20 protein-coding genes are annotated in these 19,865 nt (G+C 69.3%); 10 read left to right on the top strand and 10 right to left on the bottom strand.

What is annotated here, in order from left to right:
• Positions 1 to 113: 113 nt before the first annotated feature.
• The 4 genes from EK403_RS10075 to petA all read right to left on the bottom strand — a co-directional run bounded on the left by EK403_RS10075 (position 114) and on the right by petA (position 3,897).
• Positions 114 to 995, bottom strand: coding sequence for an S-methyl-5'-thioadenosine phosphorylase (locus EK403_RS10075; protein WP_128777361.1), 882 nt, complete (start codon positions 993 to 995; stop codon positions 114 to 116).
• Positions 996 to 1,070: 75 nt separating this feature from the next.
• Complete coding sequence (locus tag EK403_RS10070) at positions 1,071 to 1,973, bottom strand: cytochrome c1 (RefSeq protein WP_245479622.1); 903 nt, start codon at positions 1,971 to 1,973, stop codon at positions 1,071 to 1,073.
• Positions 1,974 to 1,978: 5 nt separating this feature from the next.
• Positions 1,979 to 3,271, bottom strand: a complete 1,293-nt coding sequence (locus tag EK403_RS10065) for a cytochrome b (protein WP_128777360.1) — start codon at positions 3,269 to 3,271, stop codon at positions 1,979 to 1,981.
• 41 nt (positions 3,272 to 3,312) lie between these two features.
• Entirely contained in the window at positions 3,313 to 3,897 is a 585-nt protein-coding gene (gene petA / locus EK403_RS10060) for a ubiquinol-cytochrome c reductase iron-sulfur subunit (protein WP_128777359.1), read from the bottom strand.
• 223 nt (positions 3,898 to 4,120) lie between these two features.
• Between petA and EK403_RS10055 the strand changes: the two genes are divergently transcribed.
• From EK403_RS10055 to EK403_RS23605, 3 genes are all read left to right on the top strand, one after another.
• Positions 4,121 to 4,594, top strand: a complete 474-nt coding sequence (locus tag EK403_RS10055) for a tRNA (cytidine(34)-2'-O)-methyltransferase (protein ID WP_128777358.1) — start codon at positions 4,121 to 4,123, stop codon at positions 4,592 to 4,594.
• 26 nt (positions 4,595 to 4,620) lie between these two features.
• Entirely contained in the window at positions 4,621 to 5,502 is an 882-nt protein-coding gene (hemF, locus tag EK403_RS10050; protein WP_128777357.1) for an oxygen-dependent coproporphyrinogen oxidase, read from the top strand.
• A 92-nt stretch (positions 5,503 to 5,594) separates the two neighbouring features.
• Positions 5,595 to 5,717, top strand: a complete 123-nt coding sequence (locus EK403_RS23605; protein WP_280986601.1) for a hypothetical protein — start codon at positions 5,595 to 5,597, stop codon at positions 5,715 to 5,717.
• A 598-nt stretch (positions 5,718 to 6,315) separates the two neighbouring features.
• Here the strand turns inward: EK403_RS23605 and EK403_RS10045 are convergent.
• The 4 genes from EK403_RS10045 to EK403_RS10030 form a co-directional block, all read right to left on the bottom strand.
• Positions 6,316 to 7,548, bottom strand: coding sequence for a CCA tRNA nucleotidyltransferase (locus EK403_RS10045; protein ID WP_128777356.1), 1,233 nt, complete (start codon positions 7,546 to 7,548; stop codon positions 6,316 to 6,318).
• The gene (locus EK403_RS10040; RefSeq protein ID WP_128777355.1) at positions 7,545 to 7,823 is read right to left on the bottom strand and encodes a DUF6111 family protein; all 279 of its coding nucleotides are present in this window, start codon (positions 7,821 to 7,823) and stop codon (positions 7,545 to 7,547) included. The genes EK403_RS10045 and EK403_RS10040 overlap by 4 nt, the downstream gene beginning before the upstream one ends.
• Positions 7,820 to 8,449: an NUDIX hydrolase gene (locus EK403_RS10035; protein WP_128777354.1), complete on the bottom strand. Its 630-nt coding sequence runs from the start codon at positions 8,447 to 8,449 to the stop codon at positions 7,820 to 7,822. The genes EK403_RS10040 and EK403_RS10035 overlap by 4 nt, the downstream gene beginning before the upstream one ends.
• A 154-nt stretch (positions 8,450 to 8,603) precedes the next feature.
• On the bottom strand, positions 8,604 to 9,179 hold the full coding sequence (locus EK403_RS10030) for a DUF1285 domain-containing protein (protein ID WP_128777353.1): 576 nt from the start codon (positions 9,177 to 9,179) through the stop codon (positions 8,604 to 8,606).
• Between the two features lie 209 nt (positions 9,180 to 9,388).
• Here EK403_RS10030 and EK403_RS10025 point away from each other — a divergent pair, with 209 nt between their 5' ends.
• The 6 genes from EK403_RS10025 to EK403_RS10000 all read left to right on the top strand — a co-directional run bounded on the left by EK403_RS10025 (position 9,389) and on the right by EK403_RS10000 (position 17,375).
• Positions 9,389 to 10,393, top strand: coding sequence for an AAA family ATPase (locus EK403_RS10025; RefSeq protein WP_128777352.1), 1,005 nt, complete (start codon positions 9,389 to 9,391; stop codon positions 10,391 to 10,393).
• A gap of 5 nt (positions 10,394 to 10,398) precedes the next feature.
• Entirely contained in the window at positions 10,399 to 11,310 is a 912-nt protein-coding gene (locus tag EK403_RS10020; protein WP_128777351.1) for a DUF58 domain-containing protein, read from the top strand.
• Positions 11,307 to 14,177 (top strand): DUF4159 domain-containing protein, encoded by a 2,871-nt coding sequence (locus tag EK403_RS10015; RefSeq protein ID WP_128777350.1) that lies wholly within the window; start codon positions 11,307 to 11,309, stop codon positions 14,175 to 14,177. Before EK403_RS10020 ends, EK403_RS10015 begins: the two co-directional genes overlap by 4 nt.
• 10 nt (positions 14,178 to 14,187) lie before the next feature.
• A complete protein-coding gene (locus EK403_RS10010) occupies positions 14,188 to 16,263 on the top strand; it encodes a hypothetical protein (protein ID WP_128777349.1) in 2,076 nt (691 codons plus the stop codon).
• A 47-nt stretch (positions 16,264 to 16,310) separates the two neighbouring features.
• Complete coding sequence (locus EK403_RS10005) at positions 16,311 to 16,985, top strand: MarC family protein (protein ID WP_128777348.1); 675 nt, start codon at positions 16,311 to 16,313, stop codon at positions 16,983 to 16,985.
• A gap of 78 nt (positions 16,986 to 17,063) precedes the next feature.
• On the top strand, positions 17,064 to 17,375 hold the full coding sequence (locus tag EK403_RS10000) for a hypothetical protein (protein ID WP_128777347.1): 312 nt from the start codon (positions 17,064 to 17,066) through the stop codon (positions 17,373 to 17,375).
• Positions 17,376 to 17,382: 7 nt separating this feature from the next.
• On the opposite strand, the gene EK403_RS09995 is transcribed toward EK403_RS10000, so the two are convergent.
• Positions 17,383 to 17,886 carry a GNAT family N-acetyltransferase gene (locus EK403_RS09995; protein WP_128777346.1) on the bottom strand — a complete coding sequence of 168 codons (504 nt, stop codon included), beginning with the start codon at positions 17,884 to 17,886 and terminating at the stop codon, positions 17,383 to 17,385.
• A 226-nt stretch (positions 17,887 to 18,112) separates the two neighbouring features.
• Entirely contained in the window at positions 18,113 to 18,469 is a 357-nt protein-coding gene (locus EK403_RS09990) for a tudor domain-containing protein (protein ID WP_245479621.1), read from the bottom strand.
• A 225-nt stretch (positions 18,470 to 18,694) separates the two neighbouring features.
• Here EK403_RS09990 and EK403_RS09985 point away from each other — a divergent pair, with 225 nt between their 5' ends.
• Entirely contained in the window at positions 18,695 to 19,675 is a 981-nt protein-coding gene (locus tag EK403_RS09985; RefSeq protein ID WP_128777344.1) for a glutathione S-transferase family protein, read from the top strand.
• Positions 19,676 to 19,865 lie beyond the last annotated feature (190 nt).

Below are 19,865 nucleotides of genomic sequence, written 5' to 3'. Positions count from 1 at the left end.
GTTGCTTGCATATTTCGAATTTCAACAGTAAGAAATCGCGGCGCGATCGTTTGTCCGCAGATTTAGGCTGACGTTATTGTTAGCCGACGTCCTAGTGAGGGCGCCGATTGGGTTTAGCCTTGGGTGCGCAGCGCCCGGCCCGCCACGGCGTCGAGCTTGGCGAGGAGCGCCGGGTCGCGCTGCTCGGGCGCGGTCACGATCGCGAAGTCGAGCGCCCTGTCCGAGCCGATCGGGCAGGCCTCATGCTCCTCGGGAAACTCGTCGGCGAGGCGCATCAGCAGCCGGCGCGCCTTGTCGCCGTTCTCCCGCATCACCGCCAGGATCGCCGACACCTCGGCGCCCTCCTCCTGCGGCCGCCATGCGTCGTAGTCCGTGACCATGGCGACGGTCGCGTAGGGCAGCTCGGCTTCGCGGGCGAGCTTCGCCTCCGGCATGTTGGTCATGCCGACCACGGACGCGCCCATCGCCTTGTAAGCGCCGGATTCCGCGCGGGTCGAGAATTGCGGCCCTTCCATGCAGACATAGGCCCCGCCGACGATGTGCGGGATGTCTTCGGCCGCGGCCGCCCGCGCGAGCCGCGCCACGAGGTTGGGGGCGACGGGGTCCGAGAACGAGACATGCGCCACGCAGCCCGCGCCGAAGAACGAGGCCTCGCGGCGGAAGGTGCGGTCGATGAACTGGTCGACGAACACGAAGGTCCCGGGCGGCAACTCCTCCCGATAGGAGCCGCAGGCCGAAAGCGAGACAAGGTCGGTGACGCCCGCCCGCTTCAGCACGTCGACATTGGCGCGGTAGTTGATGTCGGACGGCGAAAGCCGGTGCCCCGCGCCGTGCCGGGGTAGGAACACCACCCGCGTATCGCCGATGAAGCCTTCGATCGGCTTCGCGGAAGGCGTCCCCCAGGGGCTCGCGTCGTCGAGCTCGCGGACGTCGGTCAGCAGCGACAGGTCGTAGACGCCCGACCCGCCGATCACCCCAAGCGTGGCCCGTCCCATCGCCGCTCCCGACAAGCGAACGGCGGACGCCTCAACGCCCGCCGTCGAAAAATCACGTCTGCGTCGAGCGGCCCGTCAGGCCGTCCGCTCCTTCAGGCCGTGCCAGATGCTCTTCTTGGTGAAGTAGAGCAGGCCGGCGAACACGATCAGGAAGAACATCACCACGATGCCCATCTGCTTGCGGGCCATCAAATGCGGCTCGGCGGCCCAGGTCATGAAGGCCGCGACGTCCTTGCCGTACTGGTCGATCGTGGTGGGCGTGCCGTCGGCGTACTCGACCTGGCCGTCCTGGATCGGCTTCGCCATCGCGATCCAGTGGCCGGGGAAATATTTGTTGTAGTGCAGCCCGTCCTTGGGAGGCGTCGCGCCGTGGGGCGGCTCCTCGTAGCCTCCGAGCAAGGCGTGAATGTAGTCCTGCCCGTTCTCCTGGTACTGGCCGAGGATGTCGATCAGGAACCAGGGGAAGCCGCGCTCATAGGTGCGGGCCTTGGCGAGCGTCGAGAAGTCCGGCGGATAGGCGCCGCCATTCGCGGCGCGCGCCGCCTCCTCGTTCGGGAACGGGCTCGGGAAGTAATCCGACAGCCGGCCCGGCCGGTCCGGGAACTCGCCCTTGTCGTCCGGCGCGGGGTCCTTGACCTGGTACTCGGCCGCGATCGTCTCGGCCTGCTCCTTGCTGTAGCCGAGCCCACCCTCGTCCGCGAGGTTGCGGAACGCGACCATCGACAGCGCGTGGCAGCTCGCGCAAACCTCGCGGTAGATCTTGAAGCCGCGCTGCAGCTGCGCCTGGTCGTATCGGCCGAAGGGACCGGCGAAGGACCAGCTCTGGCGTGGCGGGTGCGTCTGCTCGGCGGCGCTCGCCCGGTCGACGTCGGCGGACACGAAGCCCAGGCCGATGGCGATGATTATCGCCGCGACGCGGGCTCCGCGAAGGGTCGACCGGATGCTCATGGTGACGTCCTTGATCCGCTGTGCGCTCACGCCGCTCACCCTCGCGTCTCGGGCGCCGCCGCTGCGGGCGGGGCGAGGCCGGGGTCGCCGGGCAGCCGGTCGCGCGCCGGTCCGAGCACCGACTCCGCGATGGAGGCCGGTAGCGGCTTGGTCTTCTCGATCCGGCCGAGCAGCGGCAGGATGATCAGGAAGTGCGCGAAATAGTAGAAGGTCGCGATCCGCGAGACCGTGACGTACCAGCCCTCCGGCGGCTTGGAGCCGAGCCAGCCGAGCAGGATGCAGACGCCGACGAACACCCAGAAGAACTGCTTGAACAGCGGCCGGTACTTGCCCGAGCGCACCTTCGACGAGTCCAGCCAGGGCAGGAAGAACAGCACGGCGATCGCCCCGAACATCGCGATGACGCCGCCTAGCTTCGAGGGGATCGCGCGCAGGATCGCGTAGAACGGCAGGAAGTACCATTCCGGCACGATGTGCGCAGGCGTCACCAGCGGGTTCGCCTTGATGTAGTTGTCGGCGTGGCCGAGATAGTTCGGGATGAAGAAGGCGAAATAGGAGAAGAACGCCAGGAAGCAGACCAGCGCGAAGGCGTCCTTCATCGTCGCGTAGGGGGTGAACGGGACCGTGTCCTTACGGATGTCTTTCACCTCGACGCCCGTCGGATTGTTCTGCCCGACATGGTGCAGCGCCCAGATATGCAGGCCGACGACGCCCGCGATCATGAACGGCAGCAGGTAGTGCAGCGAGAAGAAGTGCTTCAGCGTCGCGTCGTCGACCGAGAAGCCGCCCCAGAGCCAGGTCACGATGGACGGGCCGACCACGGGGAGCGCCGAGAACAGGTTGGTGATGACAGTCGCGCCCCAGAACGACATCTGGCCCCAAGGCAGCACGTAGCCCATGAAGGCCGTCGCCATCATCAGCAGATAGATGATGACGCCCAGGATCCACAGCACCTCGCGGGGGGCCTTGTAGGAGCCGTAATACATGCCGCGGAAGATGTGGATGAAGACGGCGATGAAGAACATCGATGCGCCGTTGGCGTGCAGGTAGCGCAGCAGCCAGCCATAGTTGACGTCGCGCATGATCTTCTCGACCGACTCGAACGCCATCGAGGCCGAAGGCGTGTAGTGCATCACGAGCACCACGCCGGTCAGGATCTGGGCGACCAGCATGAAGGTCAGGATGCCGCCGAAGGTCCAGAAGTAGTTCAGGTTGCGCGGCACCGGGTAGGCGACGGCGCTGGAGTGCACCAGGCCGACGATCGGCAGCCGGTCCTCGAGCCACTTCGCGAAACCGCCTTTGGGCTCGTAGGTCGAATGTCCTTGCATGACGGTCTCTCGCTGCCTTGCGGGCGCCCGGGCGATCCGGCTCAGCCGATCTTGATCTTGGTGTCGCCTTCGAAGGCGTAGGGCGGGACGTGCAGGTTCTCGGGCGCAGGGCCGCGGCGGATGCGGCCGGCGCTGTCGTAATGCGAGCCGTGGCAGGGGCAGAGGAAGCCGCCGAAATCGCCGGAATTGCTGATCGGCACGCAACCGAGATGCGTGCACACGCCGACCACGATCAGCCAGTTCTCCTTGTCCTTGGCGGCGCGGTTGACGTCGGTCGCCGGCGCATCGGATGGCAGGTTCTCGTTACGGGCGCTCTTGTCCGGGAGCTGGGCGAGCTCGACCTTCTTGGCCTCCTCGACCTGCGCCTTGGTGCGGTTCCACACGAAGACCGGTTTTCCACGCCACTTCACAGTGACGGCCTGCCCCTCGGCGATCTGGCTCACGTCGACCTCCGTCGAGGCGAGCGCGAGCGAAGCCGCGTCCGGATTCATCTGTGCGATGAACGGCCACGCCAGGAACCCGGCGCCGATCGCGCCGGCCGCGCCGGTCGTCAGGTAAAGGAAATCGCGCCGGTTGGGCTCAGCCCTTACTGGTTGGGGGTCGTGCGCGTCATGGGTGGCTGTCACGTGGTCAGTCTCCGCCGCTCGTGCTTGCTGGCCGAGACTGGATTGGAGAACCCCACGCGGCCGGTCCGGGAGCGGCTCCAATTGGAATGGCTCTCAAGACGAGGGGCTATGTGCCACGGGTGGACAATCTGTCCAACCCCGGCTGGGGCGCCACGACACCTTGTCGCATCCGCGGGCGCGTCATGGAGCCCATGCATGTCGCGTGCGCCGTGAAGGAGGCCCGATGAGGCTCGCATTGCTCCAGCCGGACATTCCGCAGAACGCCGGCACGATGCTGCGGCTCGCGGCCTGCCTCGGCGTCGCCGTCGACATCGTGGAGCCCGCGGGATTTCCGGTCTCCGACCGCGCCTTTCGAAGAGCGGGACTCGACTATCTCGACCATGTCGAGATCGAACGTCATGTCTCCTTCGCGACCTTCGAGGCGGCGCGGCGCGCTGCCGGCCGGCGACTCGCTTTGCTGACCACGAAGGCCGAGGTCTCCTATCTCGACGCCGTCTTCCGCCCCGACGACGTGCTGATGGTCGGGCGCGAATCGTCGGGCGCGCCTGACGATGTCCACGCCGCGGCCGACATCAGGGTCGCGATCCCGATTCGTCCCCGGCTGCGCTCGCTCAACGTCGCGGTCGCGGCGGCCATGGTTCTCTCGGAGGCGTTGCGTCAGACGAGCGGCTTCCCTCCGCGCGCCGCGCCGGCCTAAGAGGGGCGCCGAAAAGGAACCCGCACATGAGCCCCCTTCCCTCCGACATCGACGCCCGCAAGGCCGAGACGCGCGCCTGGTTCGAAGCGCTTCGCGACCGCATCCACGCCGCGCTCGAGGCGATCGAGGACGAGGCGGAGGGCGACGGCCCCGCCGGGCGCTTCGAACGCACGCCGTGGTCGCGGACCGACCATGCCGGAGGCGACGGGGGCGGCGGCGTGATGGGGCTGATGAAGGGCCGCGTGTTCGAGAAGGTCGGCGTGCACGTCTCGACGGTGTTCGGGGAGTTCGCGCCGGAGTTCCGCAAGGACATCCCGGGCGCGATGGAGGCGCCGGACTTCTGGGCGTCGGGCATCTCCCTGATCGCCCATCCATGGAGCCCCAACGTTCCGACCGTCCACATGAACACCCGCTTCGTCGTGACCGGCAAGGCGTGGTTCGGCGGCGGCGCGGACCTCACCCCCGTGCTTGATCGCAGGCGCAGCCAGGAGGACGCCGACGCGAAGGCGTTCCACGCGGCGATGGCGGAGGCCTGTTCGGGCCACGCGGTCGCTGACTACGCGAAGTTCAAGTCCTGGTGCGACGAGTATTTCTTCCTGAAGCACCGCGGCGAGGCCCGAGGAATCGGCGGGATCTTCTACGACTGGCTCGACTCGGGTGATTTCGCCGCCGATTTCGCCTTCACCCGGTCGGTCGGCGAGGCCTTCCTCGACATTTACCCGAAGATCGTGCGCGCCAATCTCGGTGCGCCCTGGACCGAAGCGGACCGCGCCGAGCAACTCGTGCGGCGCGGCCGCTATGTCGAGTTCAACCTGCTCTACGACCGCGGCACGATCTTCGGGCTGAAGACGGGCGGCAACGTCGCGTCCATTCTGTCGTCGCTGCCACCCCATGCGGCTTGGCCGTAAAGACTTGAACAACCGTCGCCGCCGCAGGCCTTTGCGCGGCGCGCCGAAACCGGTCTAGCCTGATGACTTCAGCGTCTCTGGGGCGAGGGGCGATGGCGTCCGGCGACGGTGAAGATTCCTCGACGTTCCTGAGCTTCCTGCGCGACGTCCAGAAATATGTTCTGGCCGCCGTCGTGGGCGGCCTCTGCTCGTTCATTTTCCAGTACAAATGGTAGTACGAACAGGAGAAGCTCGCGACCGCGAAGGATCAATACAACAAATCCTATCAGACGATTATCGATTTTTCAGAACTCTATCACAAACGCTTCTACGCCGTGAACTCAGCCTGGCGGTCGATGCTGGAGACCGGATCGGTCAGCGATGAACGGAAGAAGCTGCTCTCCGACTTGATCTACGAATGGAACTTCAAGATCGACACCTACATCAAGCAATTCGAGACGCTGGTCGACCGGCCGTTCTTCGAGGACAGGGCGAATTTCAACCCGCAAGAACTGTCCGTCTCCTACGAGAACTGGAAAGACGTCGATTGCGGCGCAGCCTTCGAAGGCGACAACGGAGCCGACGCCCGCTGGAACCTCATCCGTTTCTATCCGAAGGCGTTCGACCACTGCTTCGGGAAGGTCAGCGACACACTCGAAGCCTTCGTGAGCGGCAAGCTCATCTATCGCAAGGGAGAACCGCAGACCCCGGAAATCGACGCGTTCCTGCGAATCTATGAGACGAGCTACCACAATATGGTGATCTTCCGGCAGGAGGCGTTGAAGCGCGCGCTCTGCAACTACAACGAGAAGATCACCGACGACCTCGCGACCTTCATCGGGCTCTGGAGCAAAGGTCTGGCAAGAGAGACCGCCAGTTGCCAGGTAGCGAGAAATCACCAAGAAGCCAGAGCTCTTCGAGGCACCGCAGAGTCTCGCCGACAAGAGGCCCCTCCGGCGTCCCAAGCGCGAGCAGCTCCCGGGCCGTGACCGGGAATTTCGGCGGGGTCCAGCGATCTGCAAGGGTCAGCAGGGAGCGCCATCCGGCGGAATCCGGCGGCGCGCCGGACTCCGCCCAGGCGAGCGTCAGCCGGTCCCGGAAGGCCTCGCGGCCGAGACAGTAGAGCGCAAGTCGGGCGGCCTGTTCGCCATCCGCGGGATCCGGCCCGCCGCCATCGCCGATCGCCGCCAGCCGGTCGGCCTCCCGACGGGACAGCCTCAGCCTCGATTTCAGCCGCTCGGCGTCTTCGCGGACCACCTGATTGAGCGCAGCGAGCCGGAGCAGCGCATCCGGCGCGTCGGCGTCGAGCGCAGCGAGCCGGGCGAGTCGCGAGGGCCGCGGCACGCCGCCGATCAGCGGCGCGAACAGCCCGGCGCCGGCCATCACCGCGACGGTTTCGGGAGCGCGGGGCGCGACGAGCAGCTTCAGGAGCTCGGCGCGCACGCGTTCGGCCGAAAGCCGCGCGAGGCCGTCGCGCTCGGCGATCGCCGCGGCGAAGCCCTCCGGGTCGATCGGACCCCTGGCGAAACGGGCATGGAACCGGAAGAAGCGCAGCGTCCTGAGATAGTCCTCGCGGATCCGGTCGCGCGCCGAGCCGATGAAGCGGACCCGGCCCGCGCGCAGATCCGCCAGACCGCCCACATGGTCGTGCACTTGTCCGTCGCGCGACAAATAGAGGCCGTTGATCGTCAGATCGCGCCGCATCGCGTCTTCCGCCCAGTCGCGGGTGAAGGCCACGACGGCGCGCCGTCCGTCGGTCTCGACGTCGCGGCGCAGCGTCGTGACTTCGAACGGCCGGCGGTCCACCACCGCCGTGACCGTGCCGTGCGCGAGGCCGGTCGGGACCGCCTTCCAGCCCGCCGCCTCGACGCGCCGGACGGTTTCCTCCGGAAGCGCCGTGGTCGCGATGTCGACATCAAGAGGCGTGAGCCCGAGCAAAGCGTCGCGCACCGCGCCGCCATTGACGCGGGCCTCCTCTCCGTCGCGGTCGAGTGCGGCGAGCAGGTCGGCGAGCGGCCGCCGCTTCAGCCAGCCGGCGCCCTGAAGCTCGAAGGTCTCGGCGCTCATTTCTTCTCGTCAGGCTCGACGATGCGGCCGGGCACGAACACGCCGTTCTCCATATGCGCCGGGACATAGAGCGCCTTCCTGGAGCCGCCCGTGGTCAAGGCGAGCGCGGCGAGGCTTCCGAGCGTGAGGCCGACGGCGCTCACCACCAGCCAGACCAGAGGGACGCCGCGCCAGCGCTCCGGCGCGCGCCAGCCGCGCTTGGTGAAATGCAGCCACAGCGCATAGGCCGCGAAGGGCAGCAGGGCCAGCAGCGCGTGAAACGCAATCCGGGTCATCCGGCGTAGAGCCTCTCGTAAAGGTTCTTGAGGAGCCCAGCGGTGACCCCCCAGATGTGGCGATCCTCCCACGGCATATGGTGGATCTCGCGCAAGCCGCCCGTCCATTCGCGCATCTCGACGCGGTGGTTCTCGGCCCGCATCAGGAAGCCGAGCGGCGCCTCGAAGGCGTCCTCCACCTCGTCGGGAGACAAGATCAGCCGGTAGCCGGGGTCGATCTCGGCCACGCAGCCCACGATGCCGAAGCCCGAATTTGTGACGTAAAGGTCGAGATAGCCGAGCGGGGTCACGAGCGCGGGATCGAGCCCGACCTCCTCATGCGCCTCCCGAAGCGCGGTGGCGAGCGGCGTTGGATCGGCCGGCTCGCGCTTGCCTCCCGGAAACGAGATCTGCCCGGCATGGACCGGCAGGTCCTTGGCGCGCTGCGTGAAGAGCAACTGGGGCTCCTCCCGCGCCACGATTCCGATCAGCACCGCGGCCGCACGCGGCGTCCGGTCGGGCGCAAGCAGCGCGTGCTCGCCGATCGGGACGGTCTCCGGATCGTCGGGATCCGGCGGCGCGCCGAGCAGACGTTCCGCCGCGCGCAAGCGGAAGTCGTCAAGCGACAGGGCGTCGGCGACCGTCATCGACGAAAGCTCGCCGCCGGCCGCCCCCTTCTCCCGCAAGCGGCAGAAGGTAAGGATGAGGGGGCGTCAGGACGAGACGAACCATAAGACAGGCCCCCACCCTTGCCCTCTCCCGCAAGCGGGAGAGGGGATCGGAACCGTCGCGCCGTGATCGTCAAGTCGTCGCTCCGCTCATCGGATAAAACGCGCCGCCCGACCATACGCCGAGGGCGCCGTCCTTCTCCTCCGCGAGATCGACGAGGTCATAGACCGCCGAGCGCGCGACCAGCGCCCAGAGATCGCCGCGAACCCGCACATAGGGCTTGAAGCCGCCATCCGCGGCCTCCCCGAACCGCAGCGGATGGTCGGGGCCGGCGTCCACGACCTCGTCGACATTCGTGCGGAAGCGCAATCGCCGTTCCCTCCCCTCGCCGTCGCTCGCCATCTCGACCGCCACGAAGGGCGCGTCCTCGACCGAGATCGAGAGCTTCTCGGCCGGCGTCACCAGAACGAAGCCGTCGGGATCGCGGCGCAGCACCGTCGAGAACAGCTTCACGAGCGCCGGCCGGGCGATGGGCGAGCCCTTGTAGCGCCACTCTCCGTCGGCCTTGATGACGATGTCGATCTCTCCGCAATGCGCCGGGTTCCACGTCTCGACGGGCGCTGGCCCGCGCGAACAAGCCTCCGCGGCCTCGGCCAGGGCCTGCATGCGGGCTGCTGCTGCGGTCTGCGGCGATCGGTCGTCAGCCATCACTTTCGCTCGCCGCCTCTCATGCGATTCGCGGCGGGGCCTTTCTCTCGCCCCTTTCATGCCGTCGCGGTCAATCTAAGTCTCGCCGTGGCGGCGGATAAGTGTTGCCATGTCGGACAGTCCCCGCCGCGCGAGCTTCCAGCGGCGGCCCGAGGGTTGCATTGGGGGCGAGACAGTCGTCCGATGAGCGCGAGCGCAGGAGACAGCCGATGAGCCAGACCGAAGCCGCCACCGACCTCGACGCCGCGATCGTCCGCGGGGCCGAGGCGATCGGCGCCCATGTGGCGGCGGCGCGGGCCGCGGTCGGCGAGATCATCTTCGGCCAGGACAAGGTCGTCGACCACGCGCTGCTCACGGTGCTGTGCGGCGGACACGCGCTGCTGGTCGGCGTGCCAGGCCTCGCCAAGACCAAGCTCGTCGACACGATGGGGATTGTGCTCGGCCTCGACGCCCGCCGCGTCCAGTTCACGCCCGACCTGATGCCGTCGGACATTCTCGGCTCCGAAGTGCTCGACGAGGACGCCCACGGCCGCCGCTCCTTCCGCTTCGTGCGCGGCCCGGTGTTCGCCCAGCTGCTGATGGCCGACGAGATCAACCGCGCGAGCCCGCGCACCCAGTCGGCGCTGCTGCAGGCGATGCAGGAGTACCACGTGACCGTCGCGGGCGTGCGGCACGACCTACCCCGCCCGTTCCATGTGCTCGCGACCCAGAACCCGCTGGAGCAGGAGGGCACCTATCCGCTGCCCGAGGCGCAGCTCGATCGTTTCCTGCTGCAGATCGACGTCGACTACCCGGATCGTGAGGCCGAGCGCCGCATCCTGCTCGCCACCACTGGCGCCGACGAAGCCAAGCCCCGCCCAGCGCTCTCTGCCGACGACCTGCTGAGCGCGCAGCGCCTTGTGCGGCGCCTGCCGGTCGGCGAATCCGTGGTCGAGGCGATCCTCGACCTCGTTCGCGCCGCGCGTCCCGAGACCGCCGACAAGGCGCTCGCCGAGAAGATCGCCTGGGGCCCGGGGCCGCGCGCCAGTCAGTCGCTGATGCTCGCGGTGCGCGCCCGGGCGCTGCTCGACGGGCGGTTCGCGCCCTCGATCGACGACGTCGCGGCGCTCGCCGAGCCGGTGCTCAAGCACCGCATGGCGCTGACCTTCGCGGCGCGCTCCTCGGGCGAGACATTGTCGGGCGTCGTCGCCAAGCTCGTCGAACGGCTCGGCTGACCCGGATGGCGGTTCGCGCCGAGCTGGTCGAGCCCTCCGAAGCGCGGATCGGCGTCCGCCACGAGGAGGCTGCGCTCGGGCTCGCGGCGTCGCTTCCCCGCCTGCTTGTCGCGGCCCGCCGCGCCTCGGCGACCGTCGTGCACGGGCTGCACGGCCGCCGGCGCTCCGGCGTCGGCGAGAACTTCTGGCAGTTCCGCCGCTTTACCGAGGGCGACGCCACCACCCGGATCGACTGGCGCCGCTCGGCGCGCGACGAGCACGTCTATATCCGCGAGCAGGAATGGGAGGCGGCCCACACGGTCTGGCTCTGGATCGACCGCTCCCGGTCGATGGCCTTCCGGTCAAGCCTATCCGAGGTCTCGAAGCTCGAACGCGCCGTGGTGCTCGGGCTCGCGCTCGGCGACCTGCTGGTGCGCGGCGGCGAACGCGTCGGCCTGCTCGGACTGACCCGGCCGACCGCGAGCCGCCTCGCCATCGAAAAGCTCGCCGAAGCGCTGGCGCATGCCGAAGACGACGCCGGCCACCTGCCGCCCGCGAGCGCGCCGATCGCGCGGCTCGCCGAGGCGGTGCTGATCGGCGACCTCCTGGCGCCGGAGGAGGAGATCGCGGCCGCCGTGGCGCGCCTCGCGGCCCGCGGTGGGCGCGGCCACATGGTGATGATCGTAGATCCCGTGGAAGAGACCTTCCCCTTCTCTGGCCGCACCGAGTTCCTCGATCCCGACGCCTCCCTGAAGCTCGTGGCCGGCCGCGCCGAGGACTGGCGCGAGGGCTATGTCGAGCGGCTCGCCCGGCACCGCGCCGCGCTCGCCGAGGTCGCCCGACGCCACGGCTGGAGCTTCACCATCCATCGCACCGACCGGCCCGCCACCGAGCCGCTTCTCGCGCTCCATGGCCGCCTGGGCGAGGCCGACCGATGAGCGCGCTGCCGCTCGCCTTCCTGAGCCCCTGGATGCTGACGGCGCTGCTCGCGCTGCCGGCGCTCTGGCTGCTGCTGCGCCTCACCCCGCCGCGCCCGCGCAAGATCGACTTCCCGCCGCTCCGCCTCCTGCTCGACGTGGTGGCGAAGCGCGAGACGCCCGTCCGCACGCCCTGGTGGCTTCTGCTGCTCCGGCTGACGCTGGCCGCGCTCATCATCGTCGCGCTCGCCAAGCCGATCTGGAACCCGCCGCCCGCCGCGAGCCAGGGCTCCGGCCCGCTGCTGCTGGTTCTCGACAATGGCTGGGCGGCGGCGCCGGACTGGGACGCCCGTGTCGCAGCCGCCGAAGTCGCGATCCAGTCGGCCGGCGACGCCGGACGGCCGGTCGCACTGGTCGCGAGCGCCGAGCCGCCGCGCGAGATCGGCCTCGGGACCGCCGAGGCCGCCGTCGAGCGGCTGAGGGTGCTGTCGCCCGAGCCCTTCGCGGTCGACCGCAGGCCGCTGCTGGGGCCGATCGAGGCCTTTCTCAGGACAAACCCCTCCGCGGACGCCGTCTGGATCGCGGACGGCCTCGCGGGCGGCGAGGCGCGCGCCTTCGCCGACGGCCTGAAGGCCGCGCTCGGCGGCCGCTCCCTCGCCGTCAGGATCGATCCGACCGGCTCCGCCCGCGGCCTTGCGGCGGCCGAGAATTCTCCGGGGGCGCTGACCGTCAAGGCTCTTCGCGGCGAGGCCGCCGGTCCGGAGCCATTCCGCGTGCGCGCCTCCGATCTTCGCGGCCGGCCGCTCGCAGAGGTGGACGGGGCGTTTCCGCTCGGCGCCCGCGACGCCGTCGCGTCCTTCGACCTGCCGGTCGAGCTGCGCAACGACATCGCACGCCTCGAACTCGTCGGGGCCAAGACCGCCGGCGCCGTCCAGCTCCTCGACCAGCGCTCGAAACGACGCTCTATCGGCGTGGTGAGCGGCGCTTCGGCGGACGTCGCGCAGCCGCTTCTGTCGCCGACCTACTATCTGTCACGGGCGCTGAGACCCTTCGCCGACGTGCGCGAGGCGCGCGGACAGGGCGCGAGCCAGGCGGTCGAGCAGTTCGTCACCGACAAGCTTCCGGCGATCGTGCTCGCCGACGTCGGCGCGCTGAGCCGAGAGGCGCAGGACAAGCTCTCCGCCTGGGTGCGCGCCGGCGGCGTGCTGATCCGGTTCGCCGGGCCGCGGCTCGCCGCCGCGCCGCAGGACGAGCTGTCGCCGGTCCGGCTCCGCCAGGGAGGCCGCATCCTCGGCGGCGCGCTCGCCTGGGAGACGCCGCAGCCGCTGTCGAGCTTTTCGGCCGAAGGACCGTTCGCCCCTCTCGTTCCCCCGAAGGACGTGACGGTCTCCCGCCAGGTGCTCGCCGAACCCGACGCCGACCTGCCCGATCGTGTTTGGGCGACGCTCGGCGACGGGACGCCGCTCGTCACCGGCGTGAAGCAGGACAAGGGCCTCTCGGTGCTGTTCCACGTCACGGCTGACACGCGCTGGTCGAACCTGCCGCTCTCCGGCGCGTTTGTGGACATGCTGCGCCGGATCGTCGATCTCGCGGGCTCCAACCCGGCGCAGAAGCAGGAGGCCGAGACGGCCAAGACCAACGAGGCAGGGGGCAAGCCGGCCGCGGGCGAGGCCGCGCCGCCGCCCGGCCAACGCCCGGCCACGCTGCCGCCGACCCGCACGCTCGACGGTTTCGGCGCCTTCCGGTCGCCGCCCGCGACCGCCAGGCCGGCTCCCGTCGAAGGCCGTCCTTTCGCAACGCCGGACAATCCGCCGGGATTCTATGGACCGGTCGACGCCGGGATCGCGGTCAACCTGCTGCCCGCCGACGCGGCGCTCGTCCGTCTCGACCTCGCAGGCGTCGACGCCAAGGTGGCGCCGATCGTGGCCGCCGAACCGACGCCCGTCGCGCCCTGGCTTTTCACCGTCGCGGCGATCGCGGCCATCGTCGACAGCCTGATCGTGTTCCTGCTGGCTGGCGGCGCGGCGCTGATCGCGAGGCGGCCACGGGTAGCCGTCTGGCTCGTCGCCGCGGTCGGCCTGACGATCGCGCTGTCATCGTCGCCCGGCTTCGCCCAGACGCCGCCGGAACCGACTCCGCAGAAGCAGCCGATCGACGAACGCTTCGCGCTGGAGGCCACGCTGTCCACCCGACTCGCCTATGTGGCGACGGGCGACTTCGAGGTCGATCGGATTTCCAAGGCGGGCCTCGAGGGCCTCACCCAGACGCTCGGCGAGCGAACCGCGCTCGAGCCGGGGGCGCCGATGGCCGTCGATCCGTCTCGCGACGAGCTCTCTTATTTCCCGCTGCTCTATTGGCCGGTATTGGAGAACGCTCAACAGCCCTCGCCCGAGACGCTGGCGCGCATCGACGCCTACATGAAACAGGGCGGCACGATCCTGTTCGACACCCGGGACGCGGTGATGACCGGCGCCGGCCCCCAGGGCGACGCCCTGAAGCGCCTGCTCGCCGGGCTCGACGTGCCCGCGCTCGAAAAGGCCCCGCCGGATCACGTGCTGACCAAGGCCTTCTACCTGCTCGACGATTTCCCGGGCCGCTATTCCGGGAGCCCGCTCTGGGTCGAGGCCCTGCCGCCGGCCGACGAGGGCGAGGACCGCCCGGCCCGCGCCGGCGACGGCGTCTCGCCGATCCTGATCACCTCGGCGGATTTCGCCGGCGCCTGGGCGGTGGGCTCCGACGGCCAGCCGCTGTTCCCGACCTCGTCGGACGAGCGCCAGCGCGAGATGGCCTACCGGGTCGGGGTCAACATCGTGATGTACACGCTGACCGGCAACTACAAGGCCGACCAAGTGCACGTGCCTGCTCTGCTCGAGAGGCTTGGGCAGTGAGGCGCGGGGCATGAGCATCGACGTCGCCTTCGCGCCCCTGATCCCGCTCTGGGCGCTGATCGCGCTCGGGCTGGCGGGCGCCGCGGCGGCGGCCCTTTGCGTCGTCGGACGCACGCGCGGCGCGTGGCTGCGGACCGGGGCGATCGCCTGCCTGCTGCTCGCTCTCGCGAACCCCTCCTTCACCCGCGAGGATCGGGAGACGCTGACCAACGTCCTGCCTGTCGTCATCGACCGCTCCGGCAGCCAGACGCTCGACCGTCGCAATGTCCAGACCGACGAGGTCCGCAAGCAATTGGAGGCGCGGCTCTCGGGGCTCAAGGACACCGAGATCCGCTGGATCGAAGCCGGTCAGGACGGCACGGCGACCGATGGAACCGAGCTCTTCGCAGCGCTCCGCAACGGGCTCGCCGACGTGCCGCCCGAGCGGGTCGCTGGCGCGCTCTTCGTCACCGATGGCGTGATCCATGACCTGCCGGCGAGCGCCCGCGACCTCGGCTTCCAGGCGCCGGTCCACGGTCTGATCACCGGCCGGCCGGACGAGCGCGATCGGCGGGTGGCGCTGACGCTGTCCCCGCGCTTCGGGATCGTCGGCCAGAGCCAGCGGATCGGTTTCCGGGTCGACGAGGTCGGGGCCGGGCTGGGTCGGCCCGTGCCCGTGACGGTGCGTCGCGACGGCGAGGCGATCGAGCGGATCGAGGTCGTGCCCGGCCAGGTCACGACCATCGAGGCGCCGATCGCCCATCCCGGCGTCAACTTCATAGAGATCGAGGCGGAGGACGCGGGCCAGGAGATCACGACCGTCAACAACCGCGCCGTCGTGCCGATCGACGGCGTGCGCGAGAAGCTGCGCGTGCTGCTGGTCTCGGGCGAACCGCACGCCGGCGAGCGCACCTGGCGGAACCTCCTCAAGGCCGACGCTTCGGTGGACCTCGTGCATTTCACCATTCTCAGGCCGCCCGAGAAGCAGGACGGCACGCCGATCAACGAGCTGTCGCTGATCGCCTTTCCGACGCGCGAGCTGTTCTCCCAGAAGATCAACGAGTTCGACCTCATCATCTTCGACCGCTACGCGCGCCAGGGCATCCTGCCGATCATCTATTTCGACAACATCGCCCGCTATGTCCGCGACGGCGGCGCGGTTTTGGTCGCCGGTGGGCCGGACTATTCGGAGCCGGGCTCGCTCTACGAGACGCCGCTCGCGCCGGTGCTTCCGGCCGAGCCGATGGGCGGCGTGATCGAGCGGGCGTTCAAGGCCGAGCTGTCAGAAGTCGGCCGCAAGCACCCGGTGACGCGCGGCCTGCCGGGCTCCGAGCAGAACCCGCCCAACTGGGCGCCCTGGTTCCGCATGGTCGACTCGCGCCTGCGCGAGGGCGAGGCGGTGCTGCAGGGGCCGGAGGAGCGCCCCCTTCTCGTGCTCGCCCGCGAGGAGAAGGGGCGGGTCGCGCTGCTGCTGTCCGACCACGCGTGGCTCTGGGCGCGCGGCTTCGACGGCGGCGGCCCGCATGTCGACCTGCTGCGCCGGCTCTCCCACTGGCTGATGAAGGAGCCCGACCTCGAGGAGGAGGCGCTGAGGGCCAAGGCCGTCGGCAAGACCGTCACGCTGGAGCGCCAGACGCTGAAGCATGAGGCCGCGCCCGTCACCGTCACCCTGCCGGGCGGCTCCACGCGCGAGGTCCAGTTGAACCGCGAGGAGCCCGGCCTCTGGCGCGCGACCTTCGAGACGCCCGAGCTCGGGCTGCACCGCGCCGCCGACGGGACTTTCTCGACGCTGGTCAATGTCGGGCCGCCGAACCCGCGGGAGTTCACCGAGGTCGCGAGCACCGACCGCAGGCTCGGACCGATCGCGGCCGCGACCGGGGGCTCGGTCCGGCGCGTCGAGCCGGAGCCGGGCGCGACGATCGACGTCCCGCGCATCGTCCAGGTCAGCGCGGGCGCGCGCGCCTTCGGCTCGGACTGGATCGGCGTGCGCGAGGCGGAGGCGAGCGTGGTGCGGGGCATCGGCATCCTGCCCGTCTTCGCCGGCGTCCTCGGGCTCCTGCTGCTGATCGGCGCCTTCGCCGTGACATGGGCGCGCGAGGGCCGATGACGCGGCGCACGTCCCGTCCCGCCGTCCCGCAAAGCTGAGGCGGCGCCTTGGGCTGGTGGGTCGACGTCCTTCAGAGCTTCCTGCTCGCGGGCTCCGCGCTGTTCTCGATCGTCAACCCGATCGGCGGCGCGCTGCTGTTCGCGCAGGTCACCGGCGGCCGCACGCATGCCGAGCGGGTGACGCTCGCCCGCCGCGTCGGGATCTATTCGGCGATCGTGATGCTGGGAGCGCTCTGGCTCGGCGCCTATCTGCTCGCCTTCTTCGGCATCACGATCGCGGCGCTGAGGATCGCCGGCGGGCTGGTGGTCGCGACCACCGGATGGCGGCTGCTCTCCGCGCCCGAAGCTCAGGAGCAACGCAAGCAGCAGCAGGCCGAGGGCGCGAAGGACAGCGACGACATCGCCTTCTTCCCTCTCACCATGCCGCTCACCACCGGGCCCGGCACGATCTCGGTCGCGATCGCGCTCGGCGCCAACCGTCCGGCGGAGGGCGCGGCGCTCGCGGCCTTCGCGATCGGGGTGTCGGCCGCGACGGCGGCGATCTCGGCGGCGATCTGGCTTTCCTATAGCTGGGCGGACTGGATCACCGGACTGATCGGACCAAGCGGCGTGCGGATCATCGCGCGGTTCGCCGCCTTCATCCTGCTCTGCGTCGGGGTGCAGATCACGCTGAACGGCGTGCTGGACGTGTTCCGCATCGCCGGGATCGGACATCCCGCCTGAGAGGGCGCATTGGGCTCCGCGGGTTGATTCGCGCGGCCGATCTCCGGTTTAAGACCGCGTACGACGAAGGAGACCTCGATGCCGTTCGCCCGAGGATTGGCCGCGTTGCGCCTGTTCGCCTGCCTGCTCTGCCTCGCCGCCCCCGGCCCCGCGGGCGCCGCCGGCGCGCCGCTGAGACCGGCCAGCTATTCCGTCTCGGCCACGCCTGCAGCGGAGGAGAAGGAGGAGAGCTGCGGACGCGGCAAGGCCACCAAGGAGTTCGGCTGGAAGGTGGTCGACTTCGGCGTCTCGACGCTGAAATACCTCATCGGGCTGTTCATCATCCCGGTCGGCTTCTTCCTCGTCGTGGTCGGGGCGGTCCTTCAGGCGGTCGAGTCGGTGGCCTGCTGAGGGCGCGTCACCCCCACGAGCGGCGCGCCTTGCCGCCCGCTCCGAGATCGGCGCCGTCGACGAGCGAGCGCCAGAGCACCCGGTCGGGATCGACCGGCCCCGGCAGCGTCACCATGCCCGCCGGGACCCGACGGAAGCCGACACGGGCGTAATAGGGCTCGTCGCCGACCAGGAGCACGAGCCGATGGCCGGCCGCCACGGCCGCGTCGAGCGATGCCTTGAGCAGCGCCTCGCCGATGCCGCGGCTCCAGAACGCCGGGTCGACGACCAGAGGACCGAGCAGCAGCGCCTCCTGCGAACCGATCACGATCCGGGTCATCCGGTTCGACCCGACCAGGAACGTCCCGACCCGCGCCGTGAAGCAGAGCTCCCGTGCGGGATCGACGCCCTCCCGCAGGCGGTAGGCGGAGCGGGCGTAGCGGCCGGGCCCGAAGGCCCGCTCCTGCAGGCGTTCGACGGCCGGCCCATCGTCGGGCTGCTCGTGGAGGATCGTCAGCGGAAGGGAGGTCATGGGACGCTCGGGAGATCAGGCCGGAGAAGCCGCCCCGCGCGCCGTCGCGCGAAGTCAGCCGCGAAGGTCCGGCGCCAGGGGGCGCCGCGCGGAGCTTCGTCGCGAATTGATCGTGGATCCGATCGTCATGACGGCCCGATACCATGGCGCGTCACATGGCGCCAGCGTCCCCAGGGACACGGCAGCAAGTGGGACGCCGTGCGTCCGCCGCGCCGCTGAGCCAAGGTCAGCGAGACCTGCACATGCCGGTCTTGGTCTTTTCCTTGTCGCCGTCATTGTAGTCGATCCGGATCGAGCCGCCATTGAGCGCGGCGATCCGGCCCTTGTACCAGGTCCCGCCGCCGCGGTAGTTGCACTCGACTTTGTCGCCGACCGACCAGTCGTACTCCTTGACCTGGTTGATCGGGCGGGTGTCGACGTCTCCGTCGTCATATCGGATCGTCACCTTGGATTTCGAGGCGTTCTCGACCACGCCCGGATACCAATACTCGCCGCCCTTCCACTGACCCAGCACCCAGTCGCCCTGTTCGAAGGCCAGAGACGGCGCCGCGGTCGCTGCCGCGAGCGCAAGACCGAAGATCATGCCACGCATTCTTGTTTCCCCCGTCGGACGCGACAGCCGCGTCCGAAGATCGACTTGTCATTTTGGCTCGCGAGCAAGTCAAGATTCACCGGGAGCGGATTTATTTTTATCTGTTGATCATATTACTTCCGCTGTTGCACCGCGCCCACGTGACGCCGTCGCGACCCTCGATCCCTCCACGCAGATCGCGCTATCTCGCCAGGCGGGATCGGTTGGAGAGGCGTCATGGGACTTCTGGTCGACGGAAACTGGCAGGACAAATGGTACGACACGTCGAAGTCCGGCGGCCGGTTCGAACGGCAGGCGTCGCAGTTCCGCAACTGGATCACGGCGGACGGATCGCCGGGTCCGACCGGCGAAGGCGGCTTCAAAGCCGGGGCGGGACGCTATTGCCTCTACGTGTCGCTGGCCTGTCCCTGGGCGCACAGGACGCTGATCTTCCGCAGGCTGAAGCGGCTCGAAGGCCTTATCGACGTCTTCGTCGTCGACCCGCGCATGGGCGAGGAAGGCTGGGTCTTCGGAGATTTTCCGGGCGCGACCCCGGATGGGGCGAACGGCGCCAGGCGGCTCTATGAAGTCTACCTCAAGGCGAAACCGGGCGTGACCACGCGCGTCACGGTGCCGGCGCTGTGGGACAAGGAGCGCGGGACGATCGTCTCGAACGAGTCCGCCGAGATCATCCGCATGTTCAACTCGGCCTTCGACGGCCTGACCGACGAGCGCAGCGATTTCTATCCCGAGCCGCTCCGCGCCGAGATCGACGCCCTCAACGCCCGCGTCTATGAGCGCGTCAACAACGGCGTCTACCGGGCGGGCTTCGCGACCTCGCAGGACGCCTATGCCGAAGCCTTCCGAGCGCTGTTCGACGAGCTCGACACTCTCGACGCAAGGCTCGCCGATCGGCGCTTCCTGATGGGTCCCGAGATCACCGAGGCCGATATCCGCCTCTTCACGACGCTCGTGCGCTTCGACGCCGTCTATGTCGGCCACTTCAAGTGCAACCGGCGGCGCATCGCGGACTACGAACATCTGTCGGGCTATCTGCGCGACCTTTTCCAGACGCCGGGGATCGGCGAGACGGTGAACTTCGCGCATATCAAGACGCACTATTACTGGTCGCATCCGACCATCAATCCGACCCGGATCATCCCCGAGGGTCCGGAGCTCGACCTCGAAGCGCCGCACGGGCGAGAGCGATTGGGCTGAGGCGCCGCCGCCGCCATGTCCCGGCCTTGAGCCGGAACCCATTCGACGCTTCGTCCTCCCGACGAATCATCCGCGCGTCCGATCAAATTCCGTAAGCGCGGAGCAACCGGGTCCCGGCTGAAAGCCGGGACATCGGGGGAGCGTCACCACCGCCCGTCCGTCTCCGCGCCGTAGAGAACTTCGTCGAGCC

This window comes from Hansschlegelia zhihuaiae (genome assembly GCF_004103825.1).
GTDB classification, from domain to species: domain Bacteria; phylum Pseudomonadota; class Alphaproteobacteria; order Rhizobiales; family Methylopilaceae; genus Methylopila; species Methylopila zhihuaiae.
Note: the sequence above shows the minus strand (reverse complement) of the source record. Positions and strands in the feature narration are given on the sequence as shown.

Bases quoted from the DNA above. Each gene is read 5' to 3' on its own strand.
- EK403_RS10075 (WP_128777361.1), bottom strand. From the start codon at position 995: ATGGGACGGGCCACGCTTGGGGTGATCGGCGGGTCGGGCGTCTACGAC.
- EK403_RS10065 (WP_128777360.1), bottom strand. From the start codon at position 3,271: ATGCAAGGACATTCGACCTACGAGCCCAAAGGCGGTTTCGCGAAGTGG.
- EK403_RS10055 (WP_128777358.1), top strand. From the start codon at position 4,121: ATGAGGCTCGCATTGCTCCAGCCGGACATTCCGCAGAACGCCGGCACG.
- hemF (WP_128777357.1), top strand. From the start codon at position 4,621: ATGAGCCCCCTTCCCTCCGACATCGACGCCCGCAAGGCCGAGACGCGC.
- EK403_RS23605 (WP_280986601.1), top strand. From the start codon at position 5,595: ATGGCGTCCGGCGACGGTGAAGATTCCTCGACGTTCCTGAGCTTCCTG.
- EK403_RS10045 (WP_128777356.1), bottom strand. From the start codon at position 7,548: ATGAGCGCCGAGACCTTCGAGCTTCAGGGCGCCGGCTGGCTGAAGCGG.
- EK403_RS10040 (WP_128777355.1), bottom strand. From the start codon at position 7,823: ATGACCCGGATTGCGTTTCACGCGCTGCTGGCCCTGCTGCCCTTCGCG.
- EK403_RS10035 (WP_128777354.1), bottom strand. From the start codon at position 8,449: ATGACGGTCGCCGACGCCCTGTCGCTTGACGACTTCCGCTTGCGCGCG.
- EK403_RS10030 (WP_128777353.1), bottom strand. From the start codon at position 9,179: ATGGCTGACGACCGATCGCCGCAGACCGCAGCAGCAGCCCGCATGCAG.
- EK403_RS10025 (WP_128777352.1), top strand. From the start codon at position 9,389: ATGAGCCAGACCGAAGCCGCCACCGACCTCGACGCCGCGATCGTCCGC.
- EK403_RS10020 (WP_128777351.1), top strand. From the start codon at position 10,399: ATGGCGGTTCGCGCCGAGCTGGTCGAGCCCTCCGAAGCGCGGATCGGC.
- EK403_RS10015 (WP_128777350.1), top strand. From the start codon at position 11,307: ATGAGCGCGCTGCCGCTCGCCTTCCTGAGCCCCTGGATGCTGACGGCG.
- EK403_RS10010 (WP_128777349.1), top strand. From the start codon at position 14,188: ATGAGCATCGACGTCGCCTTCGCGCCCCTGATCCCGCTCTGGGCGCTG.
- EK403_RS10000 (WP_128777347.1), top strand. From the start codon at position 17,064: ATGCCGTTCGCCCGAGGATTGGCCGCGTTGCGCCTGTTCGCCTGCCTG.
- EK403_RS09995 (WP_128777346.1), bottom strand. From the start codon at position 17,886: ATGACCTCCCTTCCGCTGACGATCCTCCACGAGCAGCCCGACGATGGG.
- EK403_RS09990 (WP_245479621.1), bottom strand. From the start codon at position 18,469: ATGATCTTCGGTCTTGCGCTCGCGGCAGCGACCGCGGCGCCGTCTCTG.
- EK403_RS09985 (WP_128777344.1), top strand. From the start codon at position 18,695: ATGGGACTTCTGGTCGACGGAAACTGGCAGGACAAATGGTACGACACG.